This window comes from Mesorhizobium sp. M0011 (assembly GCF_040324155.1).
GTDB lineage: Bacteria > Pseudomonadota > Alphaproteobacteria > Rhizobiales > Rhizobiaceae > Mesorhizobium.
In genome coordinates, this window is the sequence record NZ_JAMYVQ010000001.1 from 393,543 (window position 1) to 413,029 (window position 19,487).

19 protein-coding genes and 1 pseudogene are annotated in these 19,487 nt (G+C 63.1%); 7 read left to right on the forward strand and 13 right to left on the reverse strand.

Going from position 1 to position 19,487, the window contains the following annotated elements; all coding sequences use genetic code 11:
- Positions 1-22 precede the first annotated feature (22 nt).
- On the reverse strand, positions 23-838 hold the full coding sequence (locus NKK51_RS01865; RefSeq protein WP_352550865.1) for a phytanoyl-CoA dioxygenase family protein: 816 nt from the start codon (positions 836-838) through the stop codon (positions 23-25).
- A gap of 89 nt (positions 839-927) precedes the next feature.
- Here NKK51_RS01865 and NKK51_RS01870 point away from each other — a divergent pair.
- Together NKK51_RS01870 and ubiA are read left to right on the forward strand one after the other, a co-directional pair.
- A pseudogene (locus tag NKK51_RS01870) lies at positions 928-1,838 on the forward strand (LysR family transcriptional regulator).
- 68 nt (positions 1,839-1,906) lie between these two features.
- Positions 1,907-2,890: a 4-hydroxybenzoate octaprenyltransferase gene (gene ubiA, locus NKK51_RS01875; protein ID WP_352550984.1), complete on the forward strand. Its 984-nt coding sequence runs from the start codon at positions 1,907-1,909 to the stop codon at positions 2,888-2,890.
- 36 nt (positions 2,891-2,926) lie between these two features.
- Here ubiA and NKK51_RS01880 read toward each other — a convergent pair whose 3' ends face one another.
- The 3 genes from NKK51_RS01880 to NKK51_RS01890 form a co-directional block, all read right to left on the reverse strand.
- Positions 2,927-3,493: a DUF6101 family protein gene (locus tag NKK51_RS01880; protein ID WP_023808648.1), complete on the reverse strand. Its 567-nt coding sequence runs from the start codon at positions 3,491-3,493 to the stop codon at positions 2,927-2,929.
- A 186-nt stretch (positions 3,494-3,679) separates the two neighbouring features.
- Complete coding sequence (locus NKK51_RS01885; protein WP_023808649.1) at positions 3,680-5,110, reverse strand: FAD-binding oxidoreductase; 1,431 nt, start codon at positions 5,108-5,110, stop codon at positions 3,680-3,682.
- Positions 5,111-5,119: 9 nt separating this feature from the next.
- Entirely contained in the window at positions 5,120-6,094 is a 975-nt protein-coding gene (locus NKK51_RS01890; RefSeq protein ID WP_164892811.1) for an L-threonylcarbamoyladenylate synthase, read from the reverse strand.
- 192 nt (positions 6,095-6,286) lie between these two features.
- On the opposite strand from NKK51_RS01890, the gene NKK51_RS01895 reads away from it, so the two are divergent.
- Both NKK51_RS01895 and NKK51_RS01900 read left to right on the forward strand, forming a co-directional pair.
- On the forward strand, positions 6,287-6,769 hold the full coding sequence (locus NKK51_RS01895) for a hypothetical protein (protein WP_128302477.1): 483 nt from the start codon (positions 6,287-6,289) through the stop codon (positions 6,767-6,769).
- 179 nt (positions 6,770-6,948) lie between these two features.
- Positions 6,949-7,338 (forward strand): hypothetical protein, encoded by a 390-nt coding sequence (locus tag NKK51_RS01900; RefSeq protein WP_023808652.1) that lies wholly within the window; start codon positions 6,949-6,951, stop codon positions 7,336-7,338.
- 248 nt (positions 7,339-7,586) lie between these two features.
- Here the strand turns inward: NKK51_RS01900 and NKK51_RS01905 are convergent, their stop codons facing one another.
- Positions 7,587-7,748 (reverse strand): hypothetical protein, encoded by a 162-nt coding sequence (locus NKK51_RS01905; RefSeq protein ID WP_352550867.1) that lies wholly within the window; start codon positions 7,746-7,748, stop codon positions 7,587-7,589.
- Positions 7,749-7,857: 109 nt separating this feature from the next.
- The gene (gene glyS, locus NKK51_RS01910; protein ID WP_352550869.1) at positions 7,858-10,170 is read right to left on the reverse strand and encodes a glycine--tRNA ligase subunit beta; all 2,313 of its coding nucleotides are present in this window, start codon (positions 10,168-10,170) and stop codon (positions 7,858-7,860) included.
- A gap of 195 nt (positions 10,171-10,365) precedes the next feature.
- Between glyS and NKK51_RS01915 the strand changes: the two genes are divergently transcribed.
- Positions 10,366-10,542: a hypothetical protein gene (locus NKK51_RS01915; protein WP_164755492.1), complete on the forward strand. Its 177-nt coding sequence runs from the start codon at positions 10,366-10,368 to the stop codon at positions 10,540-10,542.
- A 3-nt stretch (positions 10,543-10,545) separates the two neighbouring features.
- Here the strand turns inward: NKK51_RS01915 and NKK51_RS01920 are convergent, their stop codons facing one another.
- On the reverse strand, positions 10,546-11,466 hold the full coding sequence (locus NKK51_RS01920; RefSeq protein WP_056581147.1) for a glycine--tRNA ligase subunit alpha: 921 nt from the start codon (positions 11,464-11,466) through the stop codon (positions 10,546-10,548).
- A gap of 218 nt (positions 11,467-11,684) precedes the next feature.
- On the opposite strand from NKK51_RS01920, the gene NKK51_RS01925 reads away from it, so the two are divergent.
- Positions 11,685-12,146 carry a GNAT family N-acetyltransferase gene (locus NKK51_RS01925; RefSeq protein WP_023808656.1) on the forward strand — a complete coding sequence of 154 codons (462 nt, stop codon included), beginning with the start codon at positions 11,685-11,687 and terminating at the stop codon, positions 12,144-12,146.
- 78 nt (positions 12,147-12,224) lie between these two features.
- On the opposite strand, the gene NKK51_RS01930 is transcribed toward NKK51_RS01925, so the two are convergent.
- The 5 genes from NKK51_RS01930 to NKK51_RS01950 all read right to left on the reverse strand — a co-directional run bounded on the left by NKK51_RS01930 (position 12,225) and on the right by NKK51_RS01950 (position 16,725).
- Positions 12,225-14,000, reverse strand: coding sequence for a tetratricopeptide repeat protein (locus tag NKK51_RS01930; protein WP_352550872.1), 1,776 nt, complete (start codon positions 13,998-14,000; stop codon positions 12,225-12,227).
- Positions 14,001-14,237: 237 nt separating this feature from the next.
- Positions 14,238-14,681 (reverse strand): DUF1284 domain-containing protein, encoded by a 444-nt coding sequence (locus NKK51_RS01935; RefSeq protein ID WP_352550874.1) that lies wholly within the window; start codon positions 14,679-14,681, stop codon positions 14,238-14,240.
- Positions 14,678-15,271 (reverse strand): biotin transporter BioY, encoded by a 594-nt coding sequence (locus NKK51_RS01940; RefSeq protein WP_352550876.1) that lies wholly within the window; start codon positions 15,269-15,271, stop codon positions 14,678-14,680. Before NKK51_RS01940 ends, NKK51_RS01935 begins: the two co-directional genes overlap by 4 nt.
- Before the next feature lie 107 nt (positions 15,272-15,378).
- On the reverse strand, positions 15,379-16,047 hold the full coding sequence (locus NKK51_RS01945) for a GntR family transcriptional regulator (RefSeq protein WP_127290934.1): 669 nt from the start codon (positions 16,045-16,047) through the stop codon (positions 15,379-15,381).
- A 75-nt stretch (positions 16,048-16,122) separates the two neighbouring features.
- A complete protein-coding gene (locus NKK51_RS01950; RefSeq protein WP_023808661.1) occupies positions 16,123-16,725 on the reverse strand; it encodes a TetR/AcrR family transcriptional regulator in 603 nt (200 codons plus the stop codon).
- A 100-nt stretch (positions 16,726-16,825) separates the two neighbouring features.
- Here NKK51_RS01950 and NKK51_RS01955 point away from each other — a divergent pair, with 100 nt between their 5' ends.
- Entirely contained in the window at positions 16,826-18,262 is a 1,437-nt protein-coding gene (locus tag NKK51_RS01955) for an MFS transporter (protein ID WP_023808662.1), read from the forward strand.
- Between the two features lie 21 nt (positions 18,263-18,283).
- Here the strand turns inward: NKK51_RS01955 and NKK51_RS01960 are convergent, their stop codons facing one another.
- Complete coding sequence (locus NKK51_RS01960; protein ID WP_127272280.1) at positions 18,284-19,300, reverse strand: polyprenyl synthetase family protein; 1,017 nt, start codon at positions 19,298-19,300, stop codon at positions 18,284-18,286.
- Positions 19,301-19,487 lie beyond the last annotated feature (187 nt).

The following is a 19,487-nucleotide window of genomic DNA, read 5'->3' on the forward strand; positions in this document are numbered from 1 at the left end:
CGCTCATATTCTGGCTGCCGCCTCAGCCCTGGTAGACCACCGGAAACCAATCCTCGCGCAATCTCTGTCCCGGCTGCATGCCATGGCCATGATAGGGCGGCGAGGTGCGGCCCGGCCGCTCGACATAGCGCGCATCGTCACCGACCCAGCGCAGCGACAGCGCCCGGCGCCGCGCCGCGGTCATATTGCCACGGGCGCCGTGCGCGGTCCTGAAGTCGAACAGGATGGCGTCGCCCGGCTCCATTTCCCACTCGAGCACTTTCAGCGACGGATCATTGTCGGGATCGGGCACCGGCAGATAGTCGCCTTCGCCGGCATAGAAATTGCTGTCGTCGAGCCAGCGCACCGGCAGGATCATCTTGTCCCATTTGTGCGAGCCGGCAATCAGCCGCAGCGTCGCTTCCTTCACCGGGTCGATGGGTATCCAGAAGCTCACCGTCTGCCGGCCATCGACGAAATAGTAGGGGATGTCCTGATGCCAGGGCGTCGGCTTCTGCGTGCCGGGTTCCTTGACCAGCACATGATCGTGGAAGAACTGTGCGGTGCGCGACTGCATCACCGCCGCCGCCAGTTCGGCGGCTGGCGAACCCCGCACCAGGCTGACGAATTCGGGGATGCGCTCCCAGTTGCAGTAGTCGTCGAAGAAACTGCCGCGGCCGTTGGCGATGTCGGATGCGGTGGCGCTGCGGTTCTGCATGTTGCGTTCGATGCCGGCGGCAATCGTGTCGACCCAGCCCTTGAAGGCGCCGCGAATGCAGACAGCGCCGTCACGCTGATAGTCGGCAATCGTGGACGCGCCGATCATGGTGGCGTCGAGGATGGCAGTCTGGGAAGCCATGGCGTTCTCCTCTTGGAATGAAGCCATTATCGCAATATCAATTCATTCAGTAAAATAATAACTTTCCATCCGACATATAGAGTACTCCTATGAGTGTAACCCTCACGCAGCTGCGCTATCTGGTTGCCGTGGCGCGTCACGGCAGCGTCACCGGCGCGGCAAAGATGCTGAACGTCTCTCAGCCGTCGATTTCGGTGGCGATCGACGCGGTCGAAAAGAATTTCGGCCAGAAGCTGTTCGTCCGCCAGCGCGGAAGCGGCGTGTCGCCGACATCGTTCGGCCGCGCCGTCGTGGCCAAGGCAAGGCAGGTTCTCACCGAAACGGACGAACTCGTCGGCCTGGGTTCAAGCAAATCGGCTGTCGCGGGTGAGTTGGTGCTGGGATGCTTCGAGGATCTGGCGCCTTTCTTCGCGCCGGCTTTGATCCGCGCCTTCTCCGAACGCTATCCGGCCGTCAAAATCGTCGTTCGCGACGAGACGTTCGAGACCCTGGGACGACGGCTGGGTGATGCGGCCATCGATCTCGGCCTGACTTATGACCTCAGCCTGCCGACGCATTTCGCCCGCATCCTGTTGCGCGAACTTCGCCCGCATGCGCTGTTGCCGGCAGGCCATGCCCTGGCGGACCGGCCAACGGTCAGCCTTGCCGATTTGGCCGCCTATCCGCTGATCACGACGGACCAGCCGCACAGCTGGCAGCACATGCTCGACCTGTTCCGCAGCCGCGGCCTTTCGCCGGTGGCCGATACGACGACAAGCTCGTTCGAACTGCAGCGGAGCATGGTCGCCAACGATTCGGAGTCGCGGTCAGCTACACCCGCCCGCACGGCGACCGCAGCTATGACGGCCTGCCGCTCATCTGCAAGCCGCTGTCCGATCCGCTGCCCATGCAGCGGATCCTGCTCACCTATGACACGCATCAGCGTGTGTCGAATGCAGCGCTGGCCTTCGTCGAGGTGGCCAGGGACTGGTTCGCCACCCGCGACATCTTTGCCTCGTGAAAGGCTGACGTGCACCACTCTCCCGCTTGCCGCTTGACGGTTTCTGCCGCTGCTGCCACTCCATGGACATGGAAAACATCCAGTCGAAAGCGGCCCAGGGCCGTGTCGCCGATGCGCCGAACGGCCATTGGGTCTACCGCGTGCTGCCGCGCTCGATATGGCCGTATGCGCAGCTTGCCCGATGGGACAGGCCGATAGGCTGGCAGCTGCTGCTGTGGCCGTGCTGGTGGTCGGCGGCCTTGGCGGCAAGCGCCTATCCGCGTCCCGGCGACCCGCTGCTCTCACTGCTGCCGGCACCAGTGTATCTCGTGCTTTTCCTGGTCGGGGCCATCGCCATGCGTGGCGCCGGCTGCACCTACAACGACCTCGTCGACGAGGACATCGACAGCCAGGTGGAGCGCACGCGCTCGCGACCGCTGCCGTCGGGCAAGGCGACCCGCCGGCGGGCATGGCTGTTTCTCGTCCTGCAGGCTCTGGTCGGCCTCGTCGTGCTCATCCAGTTCAACAGCTTCGCCGTCCTGCTCGGCATCTGCTCACTGGCGGTCATCGCCATCTATCCATTCATGAAGCGGATAACCAACTGGCCGCAACTGGTGCTTGGCCTTGCCTTTTCCTGGGGCGCGCTGATGGGATGGGCGGTCGAGTTCGGCGATCTCGATGGGCCTGCCATCATGCTTTATATCGGCTCGATCCTGTGGGTGATCGGCTACGACACGATCTACGCGCATCAGGACAAGGAAGATGACGCCATCGTCGGCGTGCGCTCGACGGCACGCTTGTTCGGCGACAACACCAAGTCGTGGCTGGCAGGGCTTTATGGTGGCGCGCTGATCTGTTTTGCGATCGCCTTCGCGTCGGCGCAGGCGCCGGTGGTGGCGCTGGCCGGGCTGATTGCCGCCGGCGCCCATATGGCGCGGCAGATCGCGGTTCTGGATATCGACAATACGGACCAATGCCTGCGACTGTTCAGGTCGAACAACCAGGTCGGCTGGCTGATCTTCCTCGGCCTGATCGGCGGCGCTGTGTGGGTGGCGCTGAAGCCGCTGGTTTAGCGGCTTCCCGTCTCAGCATTCCCAGCGGGATCATGCTCAGTCGCGCGAAATAATCTCCTGGCCGTCGATGACCAGCCTGAGACCGAGGGCGCCCGCTCTGCGGCGAGCGAGGAAACGCGGGCGGCGCGTGTTCGAAATCCGCCCCTTGCGCCTATCCTGCGGCGGCAGCGTCTTGATGGCGGCGCCGAGCGATTCTTCCAGGGTGCGGGCAACGCCGTCCGATTCGATCAGCAGCATCGGCAGACGGTAAGCGTCGGCCCAGGCGCGCCAGTCGGCTGCGACATCGTCGAGATCGTCGGCCACAAGCAGCGGCACCGACAGCATCGGGTCGTTGTGCAGGAGTTCCAGGGTCACCGTGACATTGCCGTCCGGGTCTTCCATGGCGCGGGCGGCAACGCCGCGGAACGCATTGGCGGGCAGAACGATGATTGCGGGCAGGCCGCTCATCTCGAGCAGGCGGCGGATCACGGCGCCGCGCTGGTCGATGGTGAAGGTTACATCGCCGTAGTCGTCGCGAGTCGCGTAGCTCACCACTTGCGGCAGGCGGAATGGGTCGAGACGCATGTTGCGTCCCGCCCAGACTGGCTTCAGTCCGGTGTTCATAGAGTGGCCTTCCTGTCTGTCTCCTGAGAGCCGGTGTCCGGTTCTCTCCGGGCCGGTTTTTCCGGCCTCGTTTGTATGGAGACAGTAGCGCGGGCTCCTTACCGCCCCGCTTAAGAAAGTCGGTTAAATTTTGCTGATCTCAGGGATGGTTATCGGAATCCCACCAGCCACAAGATGTCGAAAGGATCAGATAACCTTACCCGGATTCATGATGCCGGCCGGGTCGAAAGCGGCCTTAACCCTTCGCATCAGATCGATCGCCATCGGCGGCGCGGTGGCGATCAGTTCGTCGCGTTTCAACTGGCCGATGCCGTGCTCGGCCGAGATCGAACCGTGCAGGCTGCGCACCACATCGTGCACCGCCTTGTTCATGGGATGATAGAGAGCGAGGAACGCCTCATCGTCGCCGTCGACGGGCCGCGAAATGTTGTAGTGGAGATTGCCGTCGCCCATATGGCCGAAGCAGACGACGCGGGCACCGGCGCTCACCGACGCCACGGCGCCGGCAGCCTCCGCGATGAAACGCGGAATCGATGCAATAGGCACCGAAATGTCGTGCTTGATCGAGGCGCCCTCCGGCTTCTGCGCCTCGGGCAGCAGCTCGCGGAAATTCCAGAAGGCATCGCCCTGCGTGAGACTCGCGGCAATGACGGCGTCGCCGACGAATTCCTGTTCAAGGCCGGCCGAAAGCACGTCCTCGATCAAGGCTCTCGAATCCTCCGATGAACGACCGGACGAAATCTGCATCAGCACGTACCACGGCCAGTCCTCGATCAGCGGCCGCACCACGCCCTGGGCATGCGCCAGCGTGAAATCATAGGGCCGCTTGCCGATCAGTTCGAAAGCGGTGAGTGCTGCCCCGGCACGGTCCATGGCCAGGCTGAACAGCGAAAGTGCTGCCTCGGGCGACGACAGGCCGACGAAGGCGACTTCGCGCCCCTTCGGCTTCGGGAACAGCTTGAGCACGGCGGCGGTGATGACGCCGAGCGTGCCTTCGGCACCGACGAACAGGTTTTTCAGATCGTAGCCGGTGTTGTCCTTCTTCAGCTTGCGCAGGTCGTCGAACACCTCGCCGGTCGGCAGCACCACCTCGACACCGAGACAGAGTTCGCGCGCATTGCCATAGGCAAGCACTCCGGTGCCGCCGGCATTGGAGGAAAGATTGCCGCCGATCTGGCAGGAGCCTTGCGCGGCCAGCGACAGTGGAAACAGCCGGTCGGCGGCGTCGGCCGCCTCCTGCAGCGTCTGCAGGATGACACCGGCCTCGACCGTCACAGTGTTGGACAAGACATCGATTTCACGGATGCGGTTCAGCCGCGACAGCGACAGGACGATTTCGCGCCCGGACCTGTCCGGCACCTGGGCGCCGACCAGGCCGGTGTTACCGCTTTGCGGCACGATCGGCGTGCCTGTCTCGGTCGCCAGCCGCATGATCCGGCTGACTTCGTCGACGCTGCCCGGCCGCAGCACCAACGATGTCGCGCCGTGCCAGAGCCCGCGCCGTTCAACGAGGTAAGGCGCGATATCCTGCTCTTCACGCAGCGCATATTTGTCGCCGACGATCGCCGTGAAGCGATCGATGAGAGCGGGATCGAGTGTCTCTGTGATTTCGGTCATGGGGAAAAACTATGTTGCGGGTTGTGGGATGTCACGAGGGGCGGCGGCACGCGACAGCCGATCGTTGATCGCTTCGCCGAGCCCGTCGAAGGGAACCGGCTCGACGGCGATGGTCCGCGCGCCGCTGCGGTCAAGCTCCTGCATATAGGCGAACAGATTGCTCGCCGCTTCGCGCAGGTCACCGGTTTCGGACAAATTGAGGAAGGCTTCGGCGCGGCGCCAGCCTTGCGCCCTCTGGCTGCCGAAGCCGAGCAAAGCCTCGCCCTCGCCGACCGTGCCGGCATGGAGCCGCATCGCAGCACCTGGCGCATAGTGCGAGGCAAGCATGCCCGGCGCCTCGATACCGGCGGTGCCGCCGCGCAACAGCTCCATGCCGATAGCCGCCTCAATCTCCTCGGCGGCGATGCCGCCGGGCCTCAGCAGCCGCAATCTGTTTCCTTCGGCCTTGATGATGGTCGATTCCAGCCCGATCGGGGTCGCGCCTCCATCGACGACCAGCTTGATCCGCGCGCCGAGATCGGCCGCCACCGCTTGCGCGGTCGTCGCGCTGATCCTGCCGGATGAATTGGCGCTGGGCGCGGCAAGCGGGCGGCCGAGCCTGGCGATCAGGTCGCCGCCAAAGCCCCTCGGCATGCGCAAGGCAATCGTATCGAGCCCGGCGGTGACCAGCGGATGGATGCCGTTGCCGGGCCGTTGCGGCAGCACCAGCGTCAGCGGACCTGGCCAGAATGCCAGCGCCAGTTTCCTGGACAGCGGATCGAACATCGCGAGGCGCTCTGCCATCGCCATGTCTGCGACATGGGCAATCAGCGGGTTGAAGCGTGGCCGGCCCTTGGCCTCGAAGATGCGCGCCACGCCGATGCCGTTGGTGGCGTCGCCGGCCAGCCCGTAGACGGTTTCCGTCGGGATGGCGACGACATCGCCCTCCCTGAGCAGCGCCAGCGCCCGCTCCAGCGCCTCGCCCGAGCCAAGTATTTCAGCCACTCTCGTCACCTCACAGATGCGGGGTGCGTAGTACGATGGCGGCCGTTGGGCAAGTCGGCTGTTGGGTAACCGATTGTTGGCGAGCAGGAGCATTGGCGATTTATCAATCCCTAAAATGCTATGTTTCCACGAAAGCCGGCATCAATTCCGGCCTGCTATCGAACAGCTTCTGGGCAAAGGGGAGCGATATCAGTGTCTGCGCGTATCTTGCTGGGTATCATTCTTGCTGCTGCGGCCGGCGAAGCCCAGGCGTCATCCCTGGTTTTTCCAGGCACGCCATCCTCCACACCATCGATCGTCAGGATCGGCGCCCCCAACCAGCCTGGAACCGCCGATGCAGTCAACGCCAGCGATGCGCGGTCGGTGGTGGCAAAAGGGGAAGCGCAGCCCGACGTCACCGATGAAAAGGTGGCGGCGATCCCGGACAAGCCCGCGACCGGGCACGGCTTCCAGCCGGGCCCGATGGTCATTCGTGGCGGCGTTACCGGTCCCGACTTCCCGGCACCGGCGCCAACCGCTGCACCAGCGACAGGTACTGCGCCGGCCGCTGGCACGGCGCCGGCAACGGCCACCGCCTCCGCAGCCCCTTCGGGGACCGAGAACCAACCCACCCCGCCGAGTCCCCCGGCGCCGGCTGCAGGTCAGCGCATGCCTCCCAACGGCTACACCAAATAGCCCCGGCTTGAAGACAGGCTGACATCGATGGCGTGACTTGACGGCGGTCTGGCGACCGGCGCACCATTGCCAAGCAAACCCCGTTTCGGTTTATGTCAGCCGCAGGACGCCATCGCCTGTATTTCGCCAGGCGGTTTTGGCAGACGGGATTTCATCACTAGGGGGTAAAGGGGGGGACCATGAGAAAAGCTGGAATCGTAACCGGGGCTGGCCTTCTGCTGGCGTCACTGCTTGGCGTCGTCGCAGCTCACGCCGACGACATGCTGGGATCTTATGTCGCGCGCATTTCCGATCGCGACCATCAGGCGAGTGACGGCTATGCGCTGGACAATGCCGCGCAGATGGTGCGGCAGGACCGCGCCAACTGGCACAAATTCCACCGCCGTGACAGCGACGACGAGGGTGATGGCTGGTTCAGGACCAACGGCCAGCGCGCCGACCTGCAACGCATGCTGGAACGCGGCGGCGCGATGAGTTCCTCGACCAAGCGCGCCATCGTCAATGGCGAACCGCTGATCCAGGTCGATGTCTACGAAAACAGCGTGCGCGTCAGCATTCTCGAGAACTGACCGGGCCGTCGCCCGGGGCGGCTGACAGTCGGCTTCGGGGACGACTGACAGGAAAAGGCGGCGCCTCAGCACCGCCTTGCCATCGATGGAACCGGCGGCTGAAAAAATCAGGCCGCTTTTTCCTTGTCATCGTCTTCTTCGGACTCGTCGCCTTCAGCCTTCACGCTATCCTCGGCGTCGTCTTCGTCTTCGTCCTCGTCGTCTTCATCTTCGTCGTCATCCGAGAGCGTGGCAGTTTCGGTGGACTCTTAGCCATCTTCATCGTCGCCGTCTTCGTCGTCATCAGACAGGTCAGCGGCTTCGACCGCTGCGGCGGCGGCATGATCGAGGATGGTTTCGGAAGCGGATTCAAGCGCCTCGGCGGAAGCCGGGGTTTCTTCTGTCACTTCGATGTCGTGATCGGAATTCATGGAAGCCTCCGTGGGGTTGGGGAACATGTCCCTTTTGCCACGGAGAGATCATCGCCATATGACTGTAAGCCGGCTCGAACGGCCGGCAGCAGAGAATATTTTCTTCGCCTTAACCTGCGATCCTGGAGAAATCCGCGACCTGACCGGTGGCCGCGCGGATGCGGGCGAGCAGCGCCAGGCGGTTGGCGCGCACGGCCTGGTCCTCATCATTCACGAGAACATGCTCAAAGAATGAATCAACCGGCTCGCGCAACACGCTAAGCGCGAGCAGCGCGCCGGAAAAGTCATCGTTTTGAATCGCTTCGCCGGCTTGCTTCTCAGCCTGATTCACCGCCGCAAACAGCGATTTCTCGGCATCCTCGCGCAACAGCGCCGGCTCAACGGTTTCGGCGACCGCCGTTTTCTTCTTCTCCTCGGCGGCCAGAATGTTGGCCGCACGCTTGGTGCCGGCGAGCAGGTTTTTGCCGTCCTCGGTGTCGAGGAAGGAGCCGAGCGCCTCGACGCGGCGGACGATCTGCAGCAAGCCGTCGGACTGCGGCGTGATGACGGCATCGATCAGATCGTGGCGTGCGCCCTGGTCGCGGAGGTAGACTTTCAGGCGATCGTGGAAGAAGGCGAGGAGGTCAGCGGCTATTTGCAGAGCTCTCTCTTGGGTTTCCGAGATAATACGTTCAGCCCGGCTTGGAGCCTGTTCTCGTTCAACCATTTTGTTCAAATCACGAACGGTCTTCTCTCCTACCCCAAGATCGGCCAAATGCTGAGCTGCCTCAGTCTGCCGATCCAATTTCCGAAAATGATCGCCAACCACGTATCGGGCCATACTGAGCGCGAACACGGTGCGAAGCGTCAGCCTGATGCCGTTCTCGACAATTATCCTCACCACCCCCAGAGCCGCGCGTCTCAGCGCATACGGATCCTTCGAGCCGGTCGGCTTTTCGTCGATCGCCCAGAAGCCGACCAGCGTGTCGAGCTTGTCGGCGAGCGCGACTGCGACCGACACCGGATCGCTGGGCACATAATCGGATGGGCCTTGTGGCTTGTAGTGTTCCTCTGCGGCAGCGGCGACCGAAGCATGTTCGCCTTGCAGCAATGCATATTTGCGGCCCATTGCGCCTTGCAGTTCTGGGAACTCGCCAACGACTTCGGTGGTGAGATCGGCCTTGGCCAAGACGGCAGCGCGCCGCGCCAGTGCCGGATCGGCGCCGATGATCGGCGCCAGTTCCTCGGCAAGCCGCGCAATCCGCTCCACCCGTTCGCCTTGCGTGCCGAGCTTGGCGTGGAAAGTCACGCCGAGATGGTCGAGGCGGGCCATGCGCTGGTCGAGCGGCTTCTTGAGATCAAGCCCGAATTTTTCCGCCGATGCCTCGAGCTCACGCAGGTCAGGCAAGTCGCCCTGGTCGGTCGTCCAGAAATAGAGCGCATCGGACAGGCGGGCGCGCACCACCTTGCCATTGCCGTGGGCGATCTCCTTGCCGCCATCCCTCGCTTCGATATTGGCGGTGAGGATGAAGCGATTGGAAAGCGCGTCGTCGAAACCCTGCGGCCGCGTCACAAAGCATTTCTGGTTGGCGCGAATGGTCAGCCGGATCACTTCGGCTGGAATGGCGAGGAATGCCTCCTCGAACTCGCCCATCAGCACGACCGGCCATTCGACCAGCCCGGACACTTCCTCCAGCAGCCCTTCGTCCTCAACCAGATCAAGCCCGTTGGCGAAGGCGAGATTGCGGGCATCGGCAAGGATGATCTCCTTGCGCCGGTCGGCATCGAGCACGACCTTGGCCGCTTCCAGCTTGGAGACATAGTCGTCGAAGCGGCGCACCGTGATGGCATCCGGCGCATGGAAGCGGTGGCCATAGGTGATGTTGCCGGAGCGGATGCCGTCGATCTCGAAATCGACCACGACAGGCTCCTCTGTTTCCGGGCCGAAGGTGCACAGGATCGATTGCAGCGGCCGTACCCAGCGCAGTGAACCGGGCTTGGCCGAGGCCGGCCCCCAGCGCATCGATTTCGGCCACGGAAAATTGCGGATGATGCCCGGCACCAGTTCGGCGATGATCTCCTCCGCCGCCCTGCCCGGCTTCGAAATGTGGGCGACATAAAAATCGCCTTTCTTCGGATCGGAATGGACATGCGCCTCGGCGATCGAGGAAAGTCCGGCCTTGCGCAGGAAACCCTGGACCGCCTGTTCAGGCGCCGATGTCGAAGGCCCCTTGATCTCTTCGCTTATATCCTTCGAGCGCGCGGTCAGGCCCCTGATGTCGAGGGTCTGCCGCCGCGGCGTCCAGTACTCGCGCGCCGCCTCATAGGTCAGTCCCGCCTCGACCAAACCGTCGGTCAGCATCTTCCTGAGATCACCCGCCGCCTTGCGCTGCATGCGCGCAGGGATTTCCTCGGAGCGAAGTTCTAGAAGCAGGTCAGGCATCGGGGTCAGCTCATGCGGGAGAGTGGTCCGGGCGGGGCATAGCAACTCGGCTGGCTGCTGTCACCCTTTACACAAATTTTGACCGCCCTGTCGGGACGAGACCACGCCACCCGTCCTTGGATCAAAGATTTCCATGAACCGAACGCAGCGCTGAAGCGACCCACGCTCAGGCAGGGAACATTTGGCTCAACGATCATGAAAACGGCATCCAGACTTCTGCAGATCCTCGCACTCGGCGCCTGCTTCACCGCGCAGGCTCACGGTGCCTTCTCGATGCCAGGCGTTCGACAGGCATTGCGCACGATCGACGGTGCCAGCAGCCAGAACATACTGCCGATCAAAGCTTCCTTCGAGATGATGAAGCGGGCCTGAGACTCAGGCCGCCAAGCCACCCGCCTGCGTCTTCAAAAATGCCTCACCGCAAGCCTTGGCCAGATTGCGCACCCGCAGGATATAGCTCTGCCGCTCGGTGACCGAAATCACGCCGCGTGCGTCGAGCAGGTTGAAGACATGGCTGGCCTTGATGCACTGGTCGTAGGCCGGGAAAACCATGCGGTGCATCGGCAGATTGTCGTTCGATGCCGGCGCGCCGGCGTCGAGCAGCGCCTTGCACTCGGCCTCGGCGTCCTCGAAGTGGCGCAGAAGCATCGCCGTGTTGGCGTATTCGAAATTGTGGCGCGAATATTCCTGCTCGGCCTGCAGGAAGACATCGCCATAGGTGACCTTGTCGGCGCCTTCGCGGCCGTTGAAATTGAGGTCGTAGACATTGTCGACGCCCTGCACATACATGGCCAGCCGCTCCAGCCCGTAAGTTAGTTCGCCGGCCACAGGCGCGCATTCGATGCCGCAGACCTGCTGGAAATAGGTGAACTGCGAGACTTCCATGCCGTCGCACCAGCATTCCCAGCCGAGACCCCAGGCGCCCAGCGTCGGGCTTTCCCAATCATCCTCGACGAAGCGGATGTCGTGCAGCAGCGGATCGACGCCGATCGCCGCCAGCGAGCCGAGATAGAGTTCCTGCAAATTGGGCGGGTTCGGCTTCAGGATCACCTGGTACTGGTAATAATGCTGCAGCCGGTTCGGGTTCTCGCCATAGCGGCCATCCTTGGGACGACGCGAGGGTTGGACATAGGCAGCGTTCCAGCGTTTTGGGCCGAGCGCGCGCAGCGTCGTTGCCGGATGAAACGTGCCGGCGCCGACTTCCATGTCGTAGGGCTGCAGGATGACGCAGCCATAGGCCGCCCAATAGTTGTGCAAGGTCAGGATCAGCCCCTGGAACGAGCGGCTGGGATGCATATGGGCGGGGATTTCAATTGTCACGGGTGGCCTCGACAGCACAGGCTAGCTTGCCGGCACGTCCTAGAGACCCAGCAGCAAAGCGTCAAGCAAGGCACGCCGATGCCGTCACCCCGACATTATGGACAATGTTGAAAGCTTTGCAGGGGCTGGCCCATTGCCCATCTCTCGGGCCTACGCTCTGTTTGCCTGTGCAGCAACGACAACAGGTTTCAGCCATGCCCAGCCCGATCGTCATCCGCCCTGTCGCGCGACAGGATTTCGAGCAATGGCTGCCGCTGTGGGATGGCTACAATGCATTTTATGGCCGCTCGGGCGAAACGGCCCTGCCGGGTGAGATTACCCAGATGACATGGTCTCGTTTCTTCGATGCCTATGAGCCGGTCCACGCGCTGGTGGCCGAAGGCGAGGGACAGCTTCTCGGCCTCGTGCACTATCTCTTCCATCGCAGCACCACGGCGATCGCACCGAATTGCTATCTGCAGGACCTTTTCACCACGCAGGCATCGCGTGGCAAAGGCATCGGACGGGCGCTGATCGAGGGCGTCTACGAGCGCGCCCAGGCGGCCGGCTCGGGCCGCGTGTACTGGCTGACGCATGAGACCAATCACACGGCGATGAAGCTTTACGACAAGGTCGCCGAACACTCCGGCTTCGTCGTCTATCGCAAGCTCTTCTGAGGCAGCCAGCCTAATACGGTTCAAACGAAAACGGGACTCCGAAAGAGCCCCGCTTGCGTTGAATTCAAATGGCTGACTTCATCCCTTCGGGGCGGGCACCGGCTCCGGCTTGACCTTCGGGGTCTCCTGCGCCGTGTTGGATTCGATCGGCGGCAGGCCCTTCATCAGCTTCTGCTGCAAGTTGGCCAGCACATCGGGATCCGGCTTCAGGTCGCGAGCCTGGTTCCACTGGAAGGTGGCTTCCAGCTTGCGGCCGACGCGCCAGTAGGCGTCGCCGAGGTGATCGTTGAGAACCGGATCTTCCGGCTTCAGCGACACGGCGCGTTCCATTTCGCGCACCGCGTCATCGAACCTGCCGAGGCGGAAATAGGCCCAACCCAGCGAATCGACGATGTAACCGTCGCTCGGCCTGAGGTCGACGGCCTTTTGAATCATCGCCAGGCCTTCCTTGAGGTTCATGTTCATGTCGACCCAGGAATAGCCGAGATAGTTCAACACCTGCGGCTGGTCGGGGAACAGTTCCAGCGCCTTGCGGAAGTTCGGCTCGGCCTTGGGCCATTCCTTCAGACGTTCATAAGCGATGCCGCGCTGGTAGAAGATGTTCCAGTTGGCCGCGGTCGGCGCCTTCAGCACCTCGACGGCCTTATCGTAGAGAGTGGCGGCCGAACGGAAATCGTCCTTCGAGGAATAGACGCCACCGAGCGCCAGATAGGCGCGCATGTCATTGGGATGGGCGTCGACCAAGGCTTTCAGATGGGTGATCGCTTCTTCGTGACGGTCGAGATCGGCAAGATTGAGGCCGAGTTGCAGGTCCGAAAGCTCCTTCAGCGGCGAAGCGGCGGGAATCCGGCGATAGAGCGCGATGGCACCTTCGCCGTCCTTCAATTGCTCGGACACGGCGGCGAGTTGCACAAGGGCAGCGTCGCTATCTGGCTTCAAAGCAAGCGCATATTGCAGATAGAGGCGGACGAAGGGCTCGCCGCCACCACGGTTGAGCGCGGTGGCGAGGTCGAGCAGGATTTCGGAGGCGCCATCGGATGGACCGGCAACCAGCGGCGCAATCTTGTCGCCTTTTGCAATTCGGTCGCGCAAGGCGACGATTTCCAGCTTGCCCGGCGAAAACGCCTCGGCCTGGTCGAGCACCGACAGCGCCTTGGTCTTGTCGCCCTTGCGGACCAGGAACGAGGCGTAGGCCTGGGCATTGCGCATCCAGGTTTCGGGAGCGGCACCGCCGGCGGCGGTATCCTGCATGGTCGCGGCATAGATCGCCTCGGCCTTTTCGGGCATGCCGGATGCATCAGCGATCAGGGCGCGGTGGAACGACTTGAACAGGCCGAACCAATCCGGCCCCTGCAGCTTGTCGATGGACGCCATCGCATCGGCAGGCGCGCCGGCGCCTTGCTGCGCCCAGCCGGACATCACCCCGGAGATCAACCGGTCGAGATCGGATTCCAGCGACAGCTTGAGCCAGTACTGCGCCTTGGTGAAATCCTTCTTGTGGAAGGAATCGACGGCGAGCGCCAAGCGCGAGAAACGCTCGACGTCAGGCACTTCCTTGAGCTTGTCGGCATAGACCAGGGACTCGTCGAAGCGCCCTTGCGCGATCAGCGACAGCATCAGGCTCTGCTGCAGGCCGGTGTCGCTCGGGTCAAAGGCCAATGCTTGCTTGTAGTAGGCGATGGCGCTGTCGAGGTCGTTATCGCCTTCGGCGATCCGGGCTGCCAGATAGGCGCCCGAAAATGACGTGATCTTGACCGGTTCGCTGGTCTGCTTGGCATAGGCCGGCAAAGCCGAGATCGTCATGCCTGTCACAATTGCCAGCCTTGTCAGCCAGCGCGCACATCCTTGCCGCATCGTATCCCTTTCAGCCAGGCGCCATCTCCGCATCAGCGGGATCGGCGTAGACTCGATCTTTCCAGGCAAAGCATGGCCTTTTTGGGGTCGCGCTTCAATCCGCCTCGAATTCACAATCCGGGCACCCGATTAACAAATCATGGCGACAGGGGGCAGTTTTCCGATTTTGAATTTCGGCCATGGCCCTGCGCAGCGCCGAATATATCACAGCTTCGACCCTTGAGCTCGGCGCCAATATCAACCCTCGGCTGGCGAGGCGGACCGCTGCACCAGCGTGTCGCTATATCCACCGGCCGCTATCGTGCTGCACAGTTCGTTCCATTCGCAGCCGCCGCAGGCCTTGCGTAGAAGGCCAGCCGAAAACGCCTGCCGCATCCGGGCTAAGGTCCCCGTGTCGAGATCGAGGTGGGTGCCGACACGGATTGGCCGCGCCAGCAATTCCTCTACATCCAGCGCGGCGAGCCGGTCCCGCTCGACGACACTCTCGTTGAGACAATGCGGTTCCGGCTCGTCGAGCAAGGGAGCGCAGACATCGTCGGGGCCGGAAACGAGGAGGATGCCCTCGCCCCGGCTCAGGCGCTCCGCGACGCGATCATAATTGGCGATGAAGGCGGGGCTGTATCCCTTGCCCACATAGGTGAGCAGGCAAAGGAGGTGATGGGCGCGCAGCCTGATCGTCACGGATTGGCCGGCTTCGCCTTGCCGCCGGGAAGGGCCATGAGGGTCGCGGCACCCAGCGCTGACTTGAGCAAGCCGCCAACGATGAACGGCAGGAGGCCGAAGGTAACGGCCTGTTCGGCTCCAATCATGACGGCAAGCCATGCTGTGCCCAGCACAAGGCAGGCAAGGTTGCCAAGCAGCATGGCGACGAAGGCAAGCATCACCCTTTTGCCGTTCCAGCCGCGTTCGGCCAGCCAGCCGACCAGTGCGCCGACAAGCGGGAAGGCGAAGAGATAGCCACCCGTCGGCCCGACGAAATGCGCCGCACCCGCTGCCCCTCCGGACAGAACCGGAAAGCCGACCGCACCCTCGACCAGCCAGGCGGCGATGGTGAGCGCGCCAAGCCGCCAGCCATAGAGGGCGCCGATTAGGGTCACCGCAAAGGTCTGCATGTTTACCGGGACCGGCACCATCGGCACCTCGATATAGGACGCCAGCGCCAGGAACAGCGTGCCAAGCACGACGGCTCCAACCTGCCAGGCAAGAGAACGATCCTGGAGCTGGAGCGGACTGAACGACGGCTTGCCGGGTGAGAATGCGACGTCTGTCATTGGGATTCCTTCGATCGATTGCAAATTATAGATAATTTCTGTTTTCGATCTATTATCGAATCCACACTTCCCTGGGGATTGCAAGCCCTGGCTTTGGCGGAGGCCGTCTAACCTACTATGGCGAAGGCTTCGCGCGTCGTTCCGGAAGCCGTCCTGACCGGCTTGCGGCCAATCCATTGGACGTGCCGCCCCAGTGTGACGGCCGCGGATTCGGTGTTTCCCTGCCGCAAGGCGGTGAGGATCGCGCGATGGTCCTGATCGGTGCGCGTCTCCCACTCCGACCGCCATGCCGCGAACAGGAAACGGGCGCTTGCCGCGTGCAGGTCGTCGATGGTCGCGAGCAGGCGCGGCATGCCGCATGGCGACAGGATCAAGCGGTGGAAGGCGCGGTTGGCCTCTTCCCACGACCTGACATCGCGGGACTTGTCGCCGGCCTTGGTCGCCTCCTCGGCGAGATCGAGAATGGCCGATGTCAGATGCGGCGCGGCGTGGCGCAGCGCCAGCACTTCGAGTGCTGCCCGCATTTCGGCGACCTCCTTGACCTCGCCCAGATCGAAAGACGCGACACGCACGCCGCGGCGCGGCTCGCCGATGGCCAGTCCCTGCGCCTCGAGACGGCGGAAGGCCTCGCGCACCGGAACATGGCTGGTTTGGAATTCCTCGGCGATATGATCCTGCCGAAGCCTGGCCCCTGGCTCGATCGCACCGGAAATGATCCGGTCCGCCAGAACCTTGCTGATGCGCACCGCGATGGTGTCGTCCGTGCCCTTTGCCATGTTTATAGATAATTTGCGGCAGGGCAGCTTGTCGAGCCAATTGCAGTCGAAATCGCGAGGCGCCAGAAGCAAGACTCAAGGCTGTGAGACGAAACCGTCGAGTGCAGGCATCGCCACGGTGATCAGGTCATGCAGCCGCTTCTTCGGCACCCCGTCGCGCGCCTGCACAGAGAGGCCAAACAACAGCGTGGTGTAGTAGTCGCCAAGCGCTTCCGGATCAGTATCCGGCTTGAGGTCGCCGTCGCGAACGCCCTTTCTCAGGCGCTCGACAATCAATGCATTGCGCGCCAGTCGGCGCTCGGCCAGCCAGTGCAGCACGTTATCGTTTTCCGTGGCGCAGTTGGTGGCGGCCGAGACGACCATGCAGCCTTTCGGCAAGTCCGGCCTTGTGTAGATTTCGATTGCATCGCGCAGCAACCGCTCGACAAACCGCCTTGCGGTCGGCTCCTCGGCAAGCGCGCTGGTGGCGAAGCTTCCTTCGCTGGTTTCGTAGAGAACAACGGCTTCGCGAAACAGATCCTCCTTCGAGCCAAAGGCGGCATAGATGCGCGCCGATGCCAGACCAAGCATGGACACGAGGTCGGCCATCGAGGTGCCCTCGTAGCCGCGCATCCAGAAGGCATCGCGCGCTTTCTGCAGAGCCTGGGCTCTGTCGAACTCCCTTGGCCGTCCCGCCATCGCGGTCTCCATTTCTTTATCGATCAACAAATAATCCGCTTGACTCCGGATTGCAAACCCAATTCTTTGTCGATCGATAAAGAATAAAAAGGAGATTGGCATGAGTTCACTCGATCAAGGGGTGCCGTTCGGCGCCACTGCGACACAGGGAGGGGTTGGCGCGAAGCGCGGCGCCACGCTGGCATTGCTCGCCTTCGCCCAGCTTATCATCGCTCTCGACATCAACATCGTCTTCGTGGCGCTGCCCGAAATCGGGGCTGGGCTGGGCTTTTCCGGCCAGACCTTGCAATGGGTGGTGAGCGCCTACACCGTGTTTACCGGCGGTTTTCTGCTGTTCGGCGGCCGCGCCGCCGACCTTATCGGTCAGCGCCGCATTTTCATCTTCGCTCTCTGGCTCTATGCGCTTTCGTCGCTGGTCGGCGGCCTCGCCTGGTCGCCGGAAATCATCATCGCTGCCCGCGCTGTACAAGGCATCGGCGGCGCTTTCCTGTTCCCGGCGACGCTCTCGCTGATCAATCGCCTGTTTGCCGAAGGACCGGAACGCAACAGGGCGCTGGCGGTGTGGGGCGGTGCCGGCGCGAGCGGCCTCACCCTTGGCTCACTGGCCGGTGGATTCCTGACAGGCGCCTTCGGCTGGTCGTCGGTCTTCTACGTCAATGTGCTGCTGGCTGGCATAGCCATCATCGCCGCATTTGCCATCATTCCACGCGATCCCAAGCGGCACCAGCGCCGCAACTTCGATCTGCCTGGCGCGCTGACCGTCACTGCGGGCGCCACATTGCTGGTCTTCACGCTGGTCCAGGGACCTGAATATGGCTGGGGTTCGCCAGCGATCGTCGCCAGCGCCGCGCTGGCAGCGATCTTCATCATCGCCTTCGCGCTGATTGAGGCGAAGAGCGCTGACCCGCTGATGCCGCTGCGGCTGTTCCGCAATCGCAGCCTCGTCGCCGGCATGACGATCACCTTCCTGTTCATGGGAACGTTCGGGGCCCTGCCCTATTTCCTCACCGTCCTGTTGCAGACCGTGCATGGCTTCACCGCGCTGGAAACCGGCCTCGCCTTCCTGGTGCCGTCGATCGCCATCGCCGCCGGCACGCAGCTCGGTGAACGCCTGGCAACGCGCTTTTCAACCCGCTCGACCCTGGTCGGCGGCATGGTCATAGGGGCGGCCGGCACGGCGCTGATGGTCCTTGGAGCATCAGCCAACAGCTTCTATCTGGCTCTCGTTCCAGGGCTGATCATCTCCGGTGTCGGACAGGGCATCGTCTGGACCGCCATGTGGATCGCGGCCGCGTCGGGCGTGGCTCACGACGAACAGGGCGTCGCCTCGGGGATGGCCTGCACGACGCTCAACATCGGCAACGCGATCGGCATGGCGACGTTGATCGCGATCGCCAACAGCCATGTCGGCGGATTGAGCGGCGATGCACTGAAGGCCGCGATAGCCGACGGCATACAGATCGCCTTCTGGCTGGCGGCGGCGGGCATCGTTGTCAGCCTGCTTGCCGCAATCGCTTTGCCGGGAAAGGCGAAGTAGCCGGCAACCGGGTGACGCCGCTCAATTCACCCGGCTGATGCAGAAATCGATGACGTCGATCAGCGCCGATTTCTGCGGCGTCGCTTCCAGCGGCGCCAGCGCGTCGCGGGCGATCTCGCCGAAATGGCGGGCGCGTCCGATCGTGTCGGCAATGGCGCCATGGCGAGTCATCAGGCCGATCGCCTTTTCCAGACCGGCGTCATCGGTGACATTGTCCTCGATGGCACGCTTCCAGAAGGTGCGCTCGGCCTTGGTGCCGCGCCGGTAGGCGAGGATGACCGGCAAGGTTACCTTGCCCTCGCGGAAATCGTCGCCGACATTCTTGCCGAGATCCTTGCTGGTGCCGCCATAGTCCAGCGCGTCATCGATCAGCTGGAAGGCAAGGCCGAGATTCATGCCGTAGGAGCGCAGCGCCGCACGATCGTTGCGGGTCGCCTGGGCAATGACGGGGCCGACCTCGGCAGCAGCCGAAAACAGCGCCGCGGTCTTGGCCTTGATGACGGCGAAATGCTCGTCCTCGGTGGTTTCGAGGTTCTTGGCGGCGGCAAGCTGCATAACCTCGCCCTCGGCGATGATGGAGGCAGCACTCGACAGGATATCGAGCGCTTCGAGCGAGCCGACATCGACCATCATGCGGAAAGCCTGGCCGAGCAGGAAGTCGCCGACCAGCACGCTTGCCTGGTTGCCCCAGATCATGCGGGCGGTCTTCTTGCCGCGCCGCATGCCGCTCTCGTCGACGACATCGTCGTGGAGAAGCGTCGCCGTGTGCATGAATTCGACGGAGGTGGCGAGCTTGACGTGGCCCTCGCCGGCATAGCCGAACATCTGCGCGGCGGCCAGCGTTAGCATCGGCCGCAGCCGTTTGCCGCCGGACGAGATCAAATGGTTGGCGACCTCCGGGATCATCTCGACATCGGAGCCGGCCTTGGACAGGATCAATTCATTGACGCGTCCCATATCGGCCGCCGTCAGATCGATCAGATCCTTGATGGAGGCGGGCTCCCGCTTCCCGTTTTCGATGTTGAGAACGACACCCACAACAATCACTCCCGTCTTGGTATAGAGCGTGCGACGGCACCCTTAGTCCCTGCATGGACTCTAGGGCGGCGGACATGGCCACGGCAAGTGGCGAATTGGCGCGGCGTCGATGACGGAATGTCAACGACCCGAGAGGGAACGGGGACCCGAGAGGGAACGGGGCTCTGCCTCGGAATCCCCTGCCCGT

Bases quoted from the DNA above. Each gene is read 5' to 3' on its own strand.
- NKK51_RS01865 (WP_352550865.1), bottom strand. From the start codon at position 838: ATGGCTTCCCAGACTGCCATCCTCGACGCCACCATGATCGGCGCGTCC.
- ubiA (WP_352550984.1), top strand. From the start codon at position 1,907: ATGGAAAACATCCAGTCGAAAGCGGCCCAGGGCCGTGTCGCCGATGCG.
- NKK51_RS01880 (WP_023808648.1), bottom strand. From the start codon at position 3,493: ATGAACACCGGACTGAAGCCAGTCTGGGCGGGACGCAACATGCGTCTC.
- NKK51_RS01885 (WP_023808649.1), bottom strand. From the start codon at position 5,110: ATGACCGAAATCACAGAGACACTCGATCCCGCTCTCATCGATCGCTTC.
- NKK51_RS01900 (WP_023808652.1), top strand. From the start codon at position 6,949: ATGAGAAAAGCTGGAATCGTAACCGGGGCTGGCCTTCTGCTGGCGTCA.
- NKK51_RS01905 (WP_352550867.1), bottom strand. From the start codon at position 7,748: ATGAATTCCGATCACGACATCGAAGTGACAGAAGAAACCCCGGCTTCC.
- glyS (WP_352550869.1), bottom strand. From the start codon at position 10,170: ATGCCTGACCTGCTTCTAGAACTTCGCTCCGAGGAAATCCCTGCGCGC.
- NKK51_RS01915 (WP_164755492.1), top strand. From the start codon at position 10,366: ATGAAAACGGCATCCAGACTTCTGCAGATCCTCGCACTCGGCGCCTGC.
- NKK51_RS01920 (WP_056581147.1), bottom strand. From the start codon at position 11,466: ATGCATCCCAGCCGCTCGTTCCAGGGGCTGATCCTGACCTTGCACAAC.
- NKK51_RS01925 (WP_023808656.1), top strand. From the start codon at position 11,685: ATGCCCAGCCCGATCGTCATCCGCCCTGTCGCGCGACAGGATTTCGAG.
- NKK51_RS01930 (WP_352550872.1), bottom strand. From the start codon at position 14,000: ATGCGGCAAGGATGTGCGCGCTGGCTGACAAGGCTGGCAATTGTGACA.
- NKK51_RS01940 (WP_352550876.1), bottom strand. From the start codon at position 15,271: ATGACAGACGTCGCATTCTCACCCGGCAAGCCGTCGTTCAGTCCGCTC.
- NKK51_RS01945 (WP_127290934.1), bottom strand. From the start codon at position 16,047: ATGGCAAAGGGCACGGACGACACCATCGCGGTGCGCATCAGCAAGGTT.
- NKK51_RS01950 (WP_023808661.1), bottom strand. From the start codon at position 16,725: ATGGCGGGACGGCCAAGGGAGTTCGACAGAGCCCAGGCTCTGCAGAAA.
- NKK51_RS01955 (WP_023808662.1), top strand. From the start codon at position 16,826: ATGAGTTCACTCGATCAAGGGGTGCCGTTCGGCGCCACTGCGACACAG.